Genomic DNA, 14,451 nt, shown 5'->3' on the forward strand with positions numbered 1-14,451 from the left:
TTTAGTGAATGTGTTCTACAGTATCACAGTGAAAATGTTGTTTTTCTTTTTTCTTTGGTGGCTGTGTCTTTAAACCATTGTTTTTAGCCTTTAACAACATTGTAGATAATTGATTTCGCTCTTTAGCAATAGCTTTTCTGTTGGTTTTGTCTTTTTCCAGATCGAAGTATATAGCACCTTCAATAATTGTTTTTTCAGCTTTTGCGTAAATAGATAATGGATGATCTGTCCATAGCACTACATCTGCATCTTTTCCTACTTTAATACTACCTACACGATCATCAATATGTAACATTTTTGCAGGATTAAGTGTTACAAACTTCCAGGCTTCTTCTTCACTAATGCCTCCATATTTTACTGATTTTGCAGCTTCTTGGTTTAATCTTCTAGACATTTCGCCATCATCACTATTAATAGCAACTAGTACTCCTTGATTATGCATTATAGTAGCATTATAAGGGATTGCATCATTTACTTCATATTTATAAGCCCACCAATCAGAAAATGTAGATCCGGCAACTCCGTGTGTTGCCATTTTATCTGCCACTTTATATCCTTCTAGAATGTGAGTGAATGTATTTATTCTGAAATTGAACTTTTCTGCTACTTTCATCAACATATTTATTTCACTTTGGACATAGGAGTGACAACTTATAAAACGCTTACCATTAAGAATTTCTACTAATGTTTCCATCTCTATATCCTTACGATAAGGCTTCCCACTGTTTTTTAGTTGTTCATATCGCTTGGCGCGAGTAAAATAATCGACATATAATTGTTCTACACCCATACGGGTCTGTGGGAAACGTATTCTTTCTGCATCCCCCCAATTACTTTGTTTTACATTTTCACCTAAGGCAAATTTGATAAACTTAGGAGAATTTTTATAGATAAGATTTTCTGCACTTTCACCCCATTTTAATTTTAAGATTGCTGATCTACCACCAATTGGGTTAGCAGACCCATGTAATATCTGGATAGAAGTTACTCCACCAGCAAGATTTCTATACATGTTGATATCATCGGGAGATACAACATCTTCTATGGTTACTTCTGCTGTAGAATTATGACCAGCTTCATTAATTGCTGCTGCTGCAATATGAGAATGTTCATCAATAATACCACTCGTTAAATGTTTTCCGGTTGCATCAATAATTTTGGCATTTCCGGAGTTTAGATTTTTCCCAATTCCTGCAATTTTTCCATTTTTAATCAATACATCAGTTTCCGAAAGGATTCCATCAGTCTCGTTTGTCCAAACAGTAGCATTTTTGAATAGGATATTTTCCGATTTAGGAAGTGTACTATTTCCGTAAGCAATATTTGGATAGGTTATAGGCAGTATCTTAGGTGTCTCGTTTTTGTCTTCAGATTTCTTTTCATCTTTTTTAACAGCATCTTTTGGCTTTTGTTTGGCCGTAAAAGTAGTCTCTGACCCGTTGGGCAAAATAGCTTTTCCACTCCAAAATTTTGGGTTTTTATTAATCGCGGTAACGATCCTGGTATACTGGGTTTTTGTTGTGTCAGCATCTGTAAAAGTAAGGGATACCCAATCATTAGTATATGTGATTTTACTTCCTAATTTAATTTCTCCAAGTTTTACTTCTGCCTTTGGTTTAGCAGGTTTTCCTGATATGGACACATCATATGTTTTTCCAGCAAGTGTTAGTTCATATGCACCATTGATATCCGTGGTATTCATATCATTAACAATGTTCTTATGTCCTTGTACCCAGTTTTCATAAATAATATTATCCTTAGAGAATAACTCTTGACTGGTAATTAAAAAATTGGCATATGCCCCTTTTTTAAGAGTTCCTAGTACATCGCTTTTACCTAAAATCTGAGCAGGAACGGTGGTCAATGCCTCTAGTGCGGTTTTTTTATCCAGTCCATGCTTGATTGCTTTTTCAACTCTTGTATTGAGATCCGCAATCTTTTTTAATTTATGTGTGGTTAGTGAAAATTTCACTCCATTTTTTGCCAAAACAGATGGGTTGGTAGGTGCTTGGTTCCAATGGCGCATGTCACCAAGACTTACTAGGTTAGCCATGTATGGATTCGAAACATCATAAGCTTCAGGAAAATCAAGCGGGATAATATATTTAGCATTAGTAGCTTTTACCTTATCAATTCTGGCATATTCATCGCCACCACCAACAATGATGTATTGAATATTAAATTCATCACCTACTTTGTCAGCTCTAAACCCATTAATTCTACTTCCTGCTTCAAAAATTTGAGGTAAGTTTTTATTTTTATTTAAAGCTTCTATGGACAAATCTTTATAATCTGTATTGTTAGTGGTATACCAATCAGCATCCAAATATACTTGTCTTAGTAGTGCCATAGATCCCATTAGTGATGTAGGGTACATTTGTTTACTTTTATTACTTTTAGAAAAAGAAAGTAATTGTGAGGATGCATCACTTAATAATCGATCACCTTTGGTGCCATCGTTATTAAGGGCCACCAGTAAACCAGTTCCTCTTATAATTCCATCAGGCATATGGGTGTTTAAAGTTCCAAATCCTGCTTTAATAAATTCATCAGCTTTCTTCTTGTCATAAGTGAAATCGTCTAACGAATTTGTTTCTGGACGGATATGATCATTCCAATAATAACCTTCTCTAGAAGCATCATATTGCGGATTACTTCTAAAAGAGCCCCCTTTTCTTTCAGGTTTTTTAATTCCGAAGTTCGTAAAAGGATCAATAAAGGATGCATATATATGTTTTCCTTGTAGATCGATTACAATACTATTTTTGGGAATTGAAAGAGAAGTTCCAACTTGAACTATTTTTCCTTTCTGAATTATTAATATACCATTCTTAATCTCTGTTTCTGGAGATGTATGGATTATTGCGTTGGTGAAAACGGTGTAATTAGAGTTAGACGTTTTTACCCCATCATTTTTCGGGAAATATTCTTGAGCATTAATATTAAACCCCATAAATATCACTAAGAGTGATAATAATAGTTTTTTCATAAGAGTTAGTGTAAAGATGAATTGGTTTTAAAGATAGCTGTTGCGATAGAAATAGGCTTTTAATTAATACTTTTTTAACAACTAAAAAGCGAGTAGTAGCCTAGCGGAAGTATTATATTTATAGCTTATCCTTATAGTAGTTTACTAATAGGGCAACTACATAACTATAGGTTTCCATACCTTTAGGTTGATTGTTGGCTTTTAAGTAAGTGTCATAGGTGCTTTTAAAAATTGGCTCCAAAGGATTTTGATAGCTCATCCAGAATTCATTCACTTCTTGATAATTTTTTCTAATTCCGGGCCTTAACTTTTCTATTAAGCAAAAAGCCTTTTGCTCATCTCTGAGATATAGATCATTTAGACAAAACTTAAGAGCAAATGTAGTTCCGCTGTACTTAAAATAGGGGTCATCATAATTCATTGTAGTCAAAGCTGCTATGAAATTAGCTTCATTTTCTTTGGCAAAACCTAACTGATGAGCTTCTTCGTGACAGCTTGTAGTAGGAGCTTTGTAATTAATAATTAAGCCGTTGACTTGAGCTTCATTAGTAATTGGATTAAGATACCCACTAAATCCCATATATGTCAGAGGTATACTTAATAAGGACTTTTTAATACTTTTTGGATAATAATTAATAGTCGGAAGAATATGATTAAGTTGCTTATAAGCTGGGATTGTTTTTTCGAATATTTCATCTTTACTATAGGGCATAACTATAGCTAATGAATCATCTGTTTCTAAATTGGCGTGAAGGATATTTGCCTTTTCAATGAGTTTCTCAGAGACCATTAAAAGTTCTGCCTCACTATATTGATCTTCAATTTTTAATATTTCGTGCATTGGTAATCTGTAGTAATTCATTCCCCATAACAAATGAAAAGCTGCATATACTATAGATAAAGTAGCACCTATATCTAATACTATGTTTTTCCATTGTGCTTTTTTTCTAAATACTTTTTTAAATAGAAATCGAATAAGAAGTACAATCAAAATACTATAACCAATATCTCCAAAAGAAAATGGAATCCATCCAAAAGCATATCGTAGTGCTTTAGAAGTGTATACAAATAAACCATTGCTATAAAACTGATCTATAAATTCTGGAAAGAAAGATAATATCTTAATTATTATCATCTGTACAGGAAGTAAAATAGTAAGATATAATTTTGTTTTGGATTGCATATAATTAAATATAATATGACGTAAAGCTACAACAATTAATATATCATTTGAATTAAGATTTTCATAATGTACATTTGTCAAAAACACAATACATATATGAATTCAGAAATAAGAAATCTGGAGCCTAAAGAACTCTGGAATAAATTTGCAGATCTTAATGCGGTTCCGAGACCTTCTAAAAAGGAAGAACGTGTAATTGCTTTTATGAAGGACTTCGGGAATTTTTTGGGGTTGTCAGTAGAAATAGATGAGGTAGGTAATGTTTTGATTAAAAAACCGGCTACTTCTGGTATGGAGAATAGAAAGACTGTAGTGATGCAGTCTCACCTGGATATGGTGCATCAAAAAAATGCAGATACCGTTTTTGATTTTGATACACAAGGGATCGAAATGTATATTGATGGAGATTGGGTAAGAGCAAGAGGAACTACTTTAGGAGCGGATAATGGATTAGGTGTAGCGACAATTATGGCTATTCTGGAATCTAACGAAATTTCTCATCCTGCTATAGAAGCTTTATTTACAATTGATGAGGAAACTGGAATGACTGGAGCAATGGGGTTAAAACCAAATTGGTTGCAAGGGGATGTTCTATTAAACTTGGATACCGAAGAAGATGATGAAATTGGTGTTGGATGTGCAGGAGGAGTGGATGTAACTGCCGAACGAGCATATAAAGAAGAAAAGATTGAAGACGGAAAAACTGCTTATACTATTTCAGTAACAGGTCTTAACGGAGGACATTCTGGGATGGATATTCATAAAGGGTTAGGTAATGCTAACAAAATTATGAATAGGTTGTTGTTTGATGGTTTTGAGAATTTTGGACTAAGAATTCATGAAATTAAAGGAGGTAGTCTCAGAAATGCAATTCCAAGAGAAAGTTTTGCTACTATAGTAGTGGATACGATACATTCTGAAGCTTTTGAATTTGAAACTGGAGAATTAATTTCTACGATTAAGAAAGAACTCACTTTGGTGGATCCCAACTTGTCAATTGAATTGAATAATGTTGATTTGCCAAAGAATGTAATGGAATTAGGAGTTCAGGAGGGTGTTCTAAAATCTTTGTATGCAGCCCATAACGGAGTATATGTAATGAGTTTGTCTATTCCTGATTTGGTAGAAACTTCTAATAATATTGCTAAGGTAACTATTGGTAATGGTAAGATGAAGATCGAATGTTTGACTAGAAGTAGCGTAGAATCTACAAAATTAGATTTGGTTAATAAGCTAAGAGCAACTTTCGAATTAATAGGTTGTGAGGTTACAACAGATGGAGATTATCCAGGTTGGGCTCCAAACATGAATTCTGCAATATTGAAAGTGCTAGATGAGTTGTACCAAAAAATAAATGGAGAAAAAGCACATGTTGCTGCTTGTCATGCAGGATTGGAATGTGGGATTTTAGGACAAAATTATCCTGATATGGATATGATATCTTTTGGTCCTACTATTTTAGGTGCGCATTCTCCTGATGAGCGAGCTAGTATTTCTTCTGTTAAAAAATATTGGGGTTTTGTAAAGGAAATTTTGCAAAATATTCCCTTGAAATAGTTTTAGATTTAAGTCAAAAAAAATGCATCTCAAATGGAATGAGATGCATTTTTTTTGAAATTATATTTTAATTAATGACCGTGACCATCGTCTTTAGAATGATCTTGAGGAGCTGATTGCTCTGCAATACTCAATAGTTCAAGTTCAAATATCAAATCTGTATTTGGCGGGATAGGTCTTCTACCTCTTTCTCCATATCCTAAATGAGAAGGAATAAATATAACAGCTTTATCTCCAACCTTCATTTGTTGTACTCCTTCTCTAAAACCAGGAATCATCTGTGCTTCTGGAGAATAAGCCATTTGCATTGGAGCATATCCTTTAGGGTGATTAGCTCTACGTTGATCCCAAGTTCCTGTTTCTTTTGCTATTTCTTCAATATTGGTATCGAATATTCTTCCATCAGTGAAGTATCCTTGATAATTAAGATTTACCATTTCTCCTAATTTTGGTTGTGCTCCTTCTCCTTTATTAAGGAAATATATTTCTAAACCACTTTCTAGTTTTGTTGCTTTTTCTTTTAGTTCAGTATATCTAGTAGCAGTTTTAGCGCTTCTTTCTTTAGCAAGGCGTTCTTTTTCCAGTTTTTCTTCTTCTAAAACTTTTAATTTATCTTCAAAAGCAGCTTTAGCATCAAATGCTTTAGCATCTTTACCTTTTCTGATGATATTCACCTGTTGCATTTTTACTTCAGAAACAGGTTTGTCTCCTGGTTTTTTTGTTTCTACAGTTCCAATACTATCCACCACATCTTGTCCTGATACTATTTCTCCAAATACAGTATGTTTACCATTTAACCAAGGAGTTTCTTTAAGTGTAATAAAAAATTGACTTCCATTAGTAGCTGGCCCAGAATTAGCCATAGATAAAATACCTTTGGATTTATGTGTTAATGAATCTACAATTTCATCTGGGAACTTGTATCCAGGATCTCCGGTTCCAGTTCCTAATGGGTCTCCAGTTTGTATCATAAAATCTTTAATGATTCTATGAAATATAATGCCGTTGTAATATTTCTTTTCTTTATATAAACTATCTACCATCGTGTTTGTTCCTTCTGCAAGAGAAACAAAATTGGCAACTGTCATTGGAGTTGCGTCATAGTATAATTTTGCAATAGCGGTACCTTTATTGGTAATAATCTCCGCATAGATTCCATCTCCAAGTTCAGGGTATTTTTCTTCGCAATTGGTAAAAGTAAGGGCGATAAGTGCTAAAAATAAAAGACTTAATTTTTTCATTTTTTTGTTAAGGTTTAATTTTCTTTTGTTGATTGTTTTGTGATTTTATTGAGTGTTACTCTTGATATTAACGGAATATTTGTCCCAATCTTATGATCATCTCCATAATAACCGTATGCTTGATAAGATGGGAACAAAAATGTTATTATTTCTCCTTCTTTCATTAGTTTTAACCCTTCTCTTAACCCGAAAAAAATATCTTCTTGATCAATCGAATAATTTACGGTATCTAGTTCTTTCTCATTATAGATTGTGGTACCATTAAGATTTTTTACATCATAGTTGAAATTTACAATATCACCAAACTTTGGTGTAATAGAAGAAATGGTATCTTTTTTTTCGTAATAATACCAAAAACCGCCATCCGATGAAATATAGCTATTTAAAGAATCTTCTTTAATAATTTTTTGAATTTGTGCTTCTTCTCTAGCAATGAGTTCCTTATTTCTATTTATTGATTCATTAATAAATGATCCTGATGAAATACTGATCGGTTTCCTTGCTTCTGGCGCTTTACAAGAAAAAAACAGTGTCAAAACACTTAAGAATAGAAGGAAATATTTCATTGATTTAAGGCCTTTTTATAAGAGGGTAAGATACTAATAAATTTATCAACAGTTTCTTCAAGAGAAAGATTGCTTTTTCCACCAGCGGCGTTGTGGTGACCGCCTCCTTCAAAATGATTTCTAGAAAATTCATTTACAGAAAAATCGCCTTTGGAACGTAGGGAGATTTTTATAATATTTTCACCTTTATTTTCAATAAAAATCAAGGCAAAAATTATTCCTTCCAGAGATAATCCCATATTAACGAATGCTTCTGTATCACCTTTCTTAAAATTATGATCATCTAATTCTTTTTGTGATAACGTGATATATGCAGTGTTATATTCTGGAAGTACTTTTAAATTTTTTAGAGCTACTCCTTGTAGTTGCAATCTGGAGTACGAATTGGTGTCGTAAATCTTTTCGTGGATTCTGGTATTATCGGCACCACGATCAATTAAATCGGCAATTACTCTATGCGTCGTACTTGTTGTGGATCTAAATCGAAATGAACCTGTGTCCGTCATAATACCGATATAAATACAAGTAGCGATATCAGCATCTATTCTATCGAGATCCTCTAATTTTTCTATAAAATGATAGATCATTTGACAAGTAGAACTCATACCAATATCACTATACGTATATGTAGCATAATCATCTGGTTGTTGATGATGATCAATCATAATGAATGTAGTATCAGTTTGGGTCAAGACATTTTCCATATTTCCAGTCCTGGAGAAATGATTGAAATCTAGAGTAAAAATAATATCTGCCTCTTTAATTTTGGATACTGCAAGACTTGTATCACTATCATATTTAGTAATGGTACTCTCTCCGGGAATCCATTTTAAAAAATTTGGGTAATCATTAGGTGTAATAACCACAGAATGATGTCCTAAACCAGATAGGTAATGATGTAATGCTAAAGTAGATCCAATAGCATCTCCATCTGGGTTTTTATGAGGAATAATAACAATCTTTTTTGGAGTGCTCAAAAGCACCTTTATTTCTTTAATCTCACTAGTATTCATAGATCAGCGAATATACTATTAATTAATAATATGGTAATAATGGAACTCTTAATTTTATCTTGTTCTAATTTGGGACAGGAATATTAAAAACGATGAAAGTCTTTTTATTTAGGGAGATGAAAATAGTACCATATTGCAAGAAATAACAAAACAATGTCCTAAAAATTAGAATTTTCTGATTTGATTTTGGAAAAGACAGTACTTTCTGAGGATATTTCTTGTTTTTGATGCTTTTATCTATACTTTTGCACAAAATTTTTCATTTGGCTCAAAATCGTCAAAAGAAATATTAAAAGAATAAGGTTTCCCTTTAAAGGGAAATAAGATAAAAATCAAATTTTAAAAATGGCAACAAATAGAACTTTTACAATGCTTAAGCCAGATGCGGTAAGAAAAGGCTACATCGGTGCAATCCTTGAACAAATCACTGCTTCAGGTTTTAGAGTTGTAGCAATGAAATTAACTCAATTAACTACTGATGATGCTAAAGCTTTTTATGCTGTGCATAGTGAACGTCCTTTTTATGGAGAATTAGTAGAATATATGACTAGTGGTCCAATTGTAGCGGCTATTCTTGAAAAAGAAAATGCTGTAGAAGATTTTAGAACTTTAATTGGTGCTACGAATCCAGAAGAAGCTGCAGAAGGAACTATCCGTAAGAAGTTTGCTACTTCTATAAGTGAAAATGCTGTTCACGGAAGTGATAGTGACGATAATGCTGCTATCGAAGGTGCTTTCCATTTCTCAGGAAGAGAGCAGTTCTAAGAATATAATATATTAGTATAGTGTTCAAAACCATCCGCTTTCGAGCGGATGGTTTTTTTGTTTTAAAGTACAAATCTTCTTGATGCATTAATTTTTTAATACAATATTTAGTTCCATATCATAAATCATAATAGTTTCTGGAGGTATAGATCCATCAAAACTACCGAATTTTCCAAATGCTAGATAAGAAGGTACAATCATCATTATTTTAGAACCTTCATTGACCCTCTTAAAACCTTCTCTTACCCCTTCTAAAAGTGATGCCATAGGTGAGGAAATTCCGTAATTATTATTTTCTCTATTGGATTCTCCGATAACTTCTCCTGTTTCTGCGATACTGGTTTTGAAATGAAATATAACGGTATCTTCGTCCACCGGAATTAATCCGTCACCTTGATTCATTACTATATAATGCAACCCTGAATCAGTAGCTATAGCAGAAAGATTATTCTCTGATAGGTAGTTCTCTATCCATTGCAATTCTGCATCTTTTTCCTCTTGTGTATATTCTAAGTTAATAGGTTCTCCAGGATCAAAACCTTGATCATCATCAGAATTACAGGAGAAAAAAAGGAGGGATAAAGCAAGTACTATAAATATGTTTTTCATAAGTTTTTAATTAAAAAAATAATTGTGGTTTATTTTAAGTGTCTTGAATCCCATATTTGTTACCATCCAAGTTTACTTTTTTTTCTTTTTACGAAAAAAAAATGTAAAAATTAAGGCAATGTATAAGTTTGAGATTACCGTGATTTTTATAAATCGGGTGCAATAATACTTTTTTGCACAGTAATAAATAGAAAAAGTTTCCTTTTTAGATGAAAGTTAAGTGTACTCGTCCAAGAAACTAGGAAGGAAATTATATAGTATAGTCTAAATCAAGTATGGAGTTTGGAATACTTTTCAATACTACCAAAACACTCTAAAACTTAGATTAGGAGTAATCCCCAAAGCAAAAATATCTGAATTTATAAATCGATTATCCAATGAATTAGTAGTTCTAAATTCTCGGTTCAATAAATTTTCCCGATCATAAAGATTCAGAACAGACAACCCTAATCGATATCTAACATTAGACGTCGATCTTATTTTAAAATCATAAATAGCAGAAAAATCAAGCCTGTGATATACTGGAAGATTATTACCATTGATTTCTCCAAAATCCAATAATACCAGATTTCCACTTTCATCAACACCAGAAACATTAGTAAAAGCTTTACCGGTATGCCAGAGCCAACCTAAAGAGAATTGAAAGTCATTGATCTTATAGAAGTGGGACCATTTTACGGTATGTTCTATATTCCAATTACCGGGAAAAGATTCATTGTTATTGATATCATCAAATTTATTTTGAGTATTGATATAAGAATAACTTACCCAGGTTTTGTAGTTTTTAAAATGTTTTTTTAGGAAAAAATCAATTCCATAAACCCTACTTTCGCCAGTATGATAGGTGTTGTCAATTGGATTGATGAAACCAGCAGTTAGCGAAGTGATATCATCTATTTGTTTGTAATATGTGTCTATATCAAAATACCATTTGTTTTTCTTAAAACTGCTTCCCAAAGTAAACTGATAACTCGTGATTACAGGGAATTGCTCTTTGTTGGCTAATGTCCAAACCTGATTCTCCAAAGATAGATCGCTGACCACAGATTCTCTGATCTGACTAACAGCTTGACTACGATATTCTCCAGTGGCATTAACTGCCCAATACTTTGACAAGTTTTTTTGTATGAAAATACGAGGTTCAATAAACGATTTATCTAATTCCGAATAATGGTTTAAGCGTAATCCGGCAGAAAAATAAAAGTTTTTAGGGACTTCATATTTGTATTCGCCGTAGATAGCATGTGTGTTAAGAAAACGATCATCTTGATCCAAAATTAATTCATATGTTGGAGTAGTCGTTACAAATGCATACTTAATGGTGTTATTAGAAAATTGATACCCTCCAAGAATCTTATGGTTATCTGATAATGAATAATTAAGGTCTAAAGCTGCGCCAAAATCCTTTACACTGTTCTTTTTACTTTCTATTTCAGTTGTGGTTCCTGATTCTTCTGTAATGAATTCATAGTTTAGTAAATATCTTGTGTAATACCCACTACTTTTGACACTTAATTGATTACTCCAAATGTGTTTCCAACTTATATTGTATCCTTCGTTTTCAGTTATTAAGTTATCATTAAAAGACATAAGATTATCATTTCGTTTAAAATCAAGATCGTTTTTGCTGTAAAGGGCATTCACTTCAATTTTATCGAAATCCGAAAGTTTGGCAATTAAATTGGCATTATAATCCGTGTAGAAAAAATCATTTTTAGCTTCACTTAGTGGGTTAGTTTCTGCGATAGTTGTATTCTGAAAAACACGATCCGCGAACTGTTTATAGGTAAAAGTTTCTAAGAGATCTGTGTATGATCGTCTTCCAGATACTTGTAAAGATACTTTGTCTGGTATAATTGGTGTATGTACAACAGCATCTGCATTGATCATATTAAAACCAGCTCCTCCTGTAAAACGTTCTGCAACCTCATTTTCTGTTTTGATGTCAATAACCCCAGAGATTCTATCGCCATATTTAGCGCTTACGCCACTTTTAGAAAAATCAACTTCTTTTACTACGTAAGGATTAAAAGCGGATAGCATACCAAAAAAGTGTCCTTGATGATATGTTTTGATACCGTTCCAAAGAACTAAATTTTGATTAGGAGCATTACCACGTATATATAAACCAGATGCTGTTTCGAATGGACTATTAACACCTGGTGTCAATTGGATACTTTGTAAAATGTCTGGTTCTGTAAGTCCAGGTAGTATCTCGATATCCTTTAGATCGATATTTACTACTTTTTTATGTTGAGTAATTCCTTTGGTAAGATATTCCTGGATAACAACTTCATCAAGAGTTTCTATAGTATTTGTAAGGTAGATCTTTATACAATCATTTTTATTAATAAACTCTGAGGTATTTAATACTTTCTGTCGAAACCCTGGAGCACTTATTAAAACTGCCGAACTAAAAGGAACTTCCTTGTTTTCAAAATATCCTTTTTCGTTTGTAGTAACATTGGTTCTGGAGGCTTTGAAGAATATTCTGATTTTTTCTAAGGGTTCTAAGTTTTCATTATAAATATAACCGCAAACGCTAACGGTATCTTTTTTAGAGTATTTTCTAATAGTGATAAAGTTTTCTCCTGTGACTTCAAATTTTAATTTAGATTGTTGCTCAAGGCTATCAAGAACATCGTCTATATTAGTTTCGGTATTAGTTTGCAGAGATACTAATTTGTTAATGATAGTCGCATCAATGTAAGAAAACTTTACATCGAATTGTTTTTCTAAAGATGGAATTATTTGTGATAGTGGTTTATTTTGAGCATCAATAATGTATGTTTTTTCTTGAGAAAAAACAGATATACTCCATAAAAGTATGCATACACATAAAAATCTCGTCATGCTCTTAATTTTCTACTACCACGGTCTTACCGTTTTGCAATAGTTGGTATTGCAAACCTAAGGTACTAAAAACTGTTTTAAGAGCAACTTTTATATCATTATTAGGAAAAGTTCCGGTATAAATTATATCAGTATCTATGTTTTTCGTATCGATGACGATATCATATTGATCCTCTAATTCCTTAAAAACATAACGTAACGGAACACTTCTAAACGAACTTGTATTAGTAATCCAAGAAGGTTCTAATGCTTCAAAAGTCCAACTCTCTGAAGCTACACGGGCAATTTTTCTATACCCTTTTCCAGCAGCAAGAATTGTATTGTCTTCTCCATTGGTAACACTTACCTTACCTTCATAGCAAACTGCTTCAAAAAATGAAGCTTGTGATTGTACATTAAACTCAGTTCCTAGTACAGAAACATTTCCATTTGCTGTAGTTACTGTAAATTTACTGCCCTTTTTTACTTTAAAATAAGCTTCGCCATCTAAGGATACAGTTCGGTCAGTATCCCAATCATTTTTGTCAAAGCTAGCTTTAGACTTAGCATTAAGTATCATTTCTGAACCATCAGGAAGCGTAACTGCTAATTGTTCTCCAAAAGAAGTTGTAAATGAATCATTAGAATTGAATAAGAATAATCCAAATAATATTATAATAGAAGCTGCCGCTGCGAAATAGGGCCAAAGTTTAATAACGGGTTTTGTAATTTCTTGAGAAGAAGTATTTCTTTTTGTTTTTATAGTGTTTAAAGCTGCATCCACATCATACGTTGTAAGGTCCAAAGCATCGGCGCCAGCCATAATCTTCTTATAATGATTATACTCCGGATGCGATTGGAACTCATGAAGTTCCTCTGGAGAAAGTTCTCCATTTATCCATCTGGATAAGAATATATCATCTTTTTTATCGTCAAACATAATCTGCTTATATATAATAAAACGTTTAAGTTTGGTATTACCCTACCTCCGTTTTAATTTTTTTTAAAAATCAATTTTTAATGGTTATCCAGTTTATGATAATTTCATAGTTTCCATCAATCATCAACTATTTTAAATATTTCCAATTTTCTTTCTTAACGTAACTAAAGCTTTATGCATTAATTTCTCAATTGCTTTTACTGATACATTAGATAATTCGGCAATTTCTCTATATGTTTTTTTATCAATTCTACTCAAAAGAAAAACTTCTCTCTGTCTATCAGGTAAATCAGCTATAGCATTTTTTAATTTCTCCATATATTCTTTTTCAAGCAAAACAAATTCTGGGGATTCATTTGTTACGTCACTTTTTCGTTGTGTAATGTAATTTTGATGTTTAAATTTTACTTGCTGATGACGTGCAATACTAATTCCTAGATTAGTAGCTATGGTATAGACATAGCTTTTTGCCTTATCCAAAGGAACTTTTGCACAATTGTTCCATAACTTTATAAAGGAATCCTGTACGATATCTTCTGCTTGATCAAGATCTCCAAATTTATAATATAGATAACTTCTCAAAAGTTTTGCATGACTTTTGAAAAATTGATCAAAGGCTTGTTCGTCACAAGTAGAGTTTTTACTGTCAGACATTTGGGGATTGATTTGGTGTCAAAACTAGATTTTTTTCTGATACCAAAAAAAATAAATTTAAAAAAATATAGAAGTAAAGGGGTGGGGTAGGTTGACTGACTT

11 protein-coding genes are annotated in these 14,451 nt (G+C 32.5%); 2 read left to right on the plus strand and 9 right to left on the minus strand.

Going from position 1 to position 14,451, the window contains the following annotated elements; genetic code table 11:
- Position 1: 1 nt before the first annotated feature.
- Both Q0829_RS23350 and Q0829_RS23355 read right to left on the minus strand, forming a co-directional pair.
- Positions 2 to 2,989, minus strand: coding sequence for an amidohydrolase family protein (locus tag Q0829_RS23350; protein WP_298547511.1), 2,988 nt, complete (start codon positions 2,987 to 2,989; stop codon positions 2 to 4).
- Between the two features lie 118 nt (positions 2,990 to 3,107).
- The gene (locus Q0829_RS23355) at positions 3,108 to 4,172 is read right to left on the minus strand and encodes a DUF3810 domain-containing protein (RefSeq protein WP_298547513.1); all 1,065 of its coding nucleotides are present in this window, start codon (positions 4,170 to 4,172) and stop codon (positions 3,108 to 3,110) included.
- A 96-nt stretch (positions 4,173 to 4,268) separates the two neighbouring features.
- Between Q0829_RS23355 and Q0829_RS23360 the strand changes: the two genes are divergently transcribed.
- Positions 4,269 to 5,729: an aminoacyl-histidine dipeptidase gene (locus tag Q0829_RS23360; RefSeq protein WP_298547516.1), complete on the plus strand. Its 1,461-nt coding sequence runs from the start codon at positions 4,269 to 4,271 to the stop codon at positions 5,727 to 5,729.
- 71 nt (positions 5,730 to 5,800) lie between these two features.
- Here Q0829_RS23360 and Q0829_RS23365 read toward each other — a convergent pair whose 3' ends face one another.
- From Q0829_RS23365 to Q0829_RS23375, 3 genes are read right to left on the minus strand one after another with little or no spacing between them, the layout of a single operon-like run.
- A complete protein-coding gene (locus Q0829_RS23365) occupies positions 5,801 to 6,970 on the minus strand; it encodes a peptidylprolyl isomerase (protein ID WP_298547518.1) in 1,170 nt (389 codons plus the stop codon).
- A gap of 14 nt (positions 6,971 to 6,984) precedes the next feature.
- Complete coding sequence (gene gldI, locus Q0829_RS23370; RefSeq protein ID WP_298547519.1) at positions 6,985 to 7,536, minus strand: gliding motility-associated peptidyl-prolyl isomerase GldI; 552 nt, start codon at positions 7,534 to 7,536, stop codon at positions 6,985 to 6,987.
- Positions 7,533 to 8,549, minus strand: coding sequence for a DHH family phosphoesterase (locus Q0829_RS23375; protein WP_298547522.1), 1,017 nt, complete (start codon positions 8,547 to 8,549; stop codon positions 7,533 to 7,535). The genes gldI and Q0829_RS23375 overlap by 4 nt, the downstream gene beginning before the upstream one ends.
- Positions 8,550 to 8,894: 345 nt before the next feature.
- On the opposite strand from Q0829_RS23375, the gene Q0829_RS23380 reads away from it, so the two are divergent.
- On the plus strand, positions 8,895 to 9,314 hold the full coding sequence (locus tag Q0829_RS23380) for a nucleoside-diphosphate kinase (protein ID WP_298547525.1): 420 nt from the start codon (positions 8,895 to 8,897) through the stop codon (positions 9,312 to 9,314).
- A gap of 87 nt (positions 9,315 to 9,401) precedes the next feature.
- Here Q0829_RS23380 and Q0829_RS23385 read toward each other — a convergent pair whose 3' ends face one another.
- From Q0829_RS23385 to Q0829_RS23400, 4 genes are all read right to left on the minus strand, one after another.
- The gene (locus Q0829_RS23385; protein WP_298547527.1) at positions 9,402 to 9,923 is read right to left on the minus strand and encodes an FKBP-type peptidyl-prolyl cis-trans isomerase; all 522 of its coding nucleotides are present in this window, start codon (positions 9,921 to 9,923) and stop codon (positions 9,402 to 9,404) included.
- 300 nt (positions 9,924 to 10,223) lie between these two features.
- The gene (locus Q0829_RS23390) at positions 10,224 to 12,776 is read right to left on the minus strand and encodes a TonB-dependent receptor (protein ID WP_298547529.1); all 2,553 of its coding nucleotides are present in this window, start codon (positions 12,774 to 12,776) and stop codon (positions 10,224 to 10,226) included.
- Positions 12,777 to 12,780: 4 nt separating this feature from the next.
- On the minus strand, positions 12,781 to 13,695 hold the full coding sequence (locus Q0829_RS23395; protein ID WP_298547532.1) for a FecR domain-containing protein: 915 nt from the start codon (positions 13,693 to 13,695) through the stop codon (positions 12,781 to 12,783).
- Positions 13,696 to 13,827: 132 nt separating this feature from the next.
- Positions 13,828 to 14,349, minus strand: coding sequence for an RNA polymerase sigma factor (locus Q0829_RS23400; protein ID WP_298547533.1), 522 nt, complete (start codon positions 14,347 to 14,349; stop codon positions 13,828 to 13,830).
- Between the last annotated feature and the right edge of the window lie 102 nt (positions 14,350 to 14,451).

Source organism: uncultured Aquimarina sp. (genome assembly GCF_947492405.1).
GTDB lineage: Bacteria > Bacteroidota > Bacteroidia > Flavobacteriales > Flavobacteriaceae > Aquimarina.

Excerpts from the sequence above, each read along its gene's own strand:
- Q0829_RS23350 (WP_298547511.1), bottom strand. The coding sequence starts at position 2,989 with ATGAAAAAACTATTATTATCACTCTTAGTGATATTTATGGGGTTTAAT.
- Q0829_RS23355 (WP_298547513.1), bottom strand. The coding sequence starts at position 4,172 with ATGCAATCCAAAACAAAATTATATCTTACTATTTTACTTCCTGTACAG.
- Q0829_RS23360 (WP_298547516.1), top strand. The coding sequence starts at position 4,269 with ATGAATTCAGAAATAAGAAATCTGGAGCCTAAAGAACTCTGGAATAAA.
- Q0829_RS23365 (WP_298547518.1), bottom strand. The coding sequence starts at position 6,970 with ATGAAAAAATTAAGTCTTTTATTTTTAGCACTTATCGCCCTTACTTTT.
- gldI (WP_298547519.1), bottom strand. The coding sequence starts at position 7,536 with ATGAAATATTTCCTTCTATTCTTAAGTGTTTTGACACTGTTTTTTTCT.
- Q0829_RS23375 (WP_298547522.1), bottom strand. The coding sequence starts at position 8,549 with ATGAATACTAGTGAGATTAAAGAAATAAAGGTGCTTTTGAGCACTCCA.
- Q0829_RS23380 (WP_298547525.1), top strand. The coding sequence starts at position 8,895 with ATGGCAACAAATAGAACTTTTACAATGCTTAAGCCAGATGCGGTAAGA.
- Q0829_RS23385 (WP_298547527.1), bottom strand. The coding sequence starts at position 9,923 with ATGAAAAACATATTTATAGTACTTGCTTTATCCCTCCTTTTTTTCTCC.
- Q0829_RS23390 (WP_298547529.1), bottom strand. The coding sequence starts at position 12,776 with ATGACGAGATTTTTATGTGTATGCATACTTTTATGGAGTATATCTGTT.
- Q0829_RS23395 (WP_298547532.1), bottom strand. The coding sequence starts at position 13,695 with ATGTTTGACGATAAAAAAGATGATATATTCTTATCCAGATGGATAAAT.
- Q0829_RS23400 (WP_298547533.1), bottom strand. The coding sequence starts at position 14,349 with ATGTCTGACAGTAAAAACTCTACTTGTGACGAACAAGCCTTTGATCAA.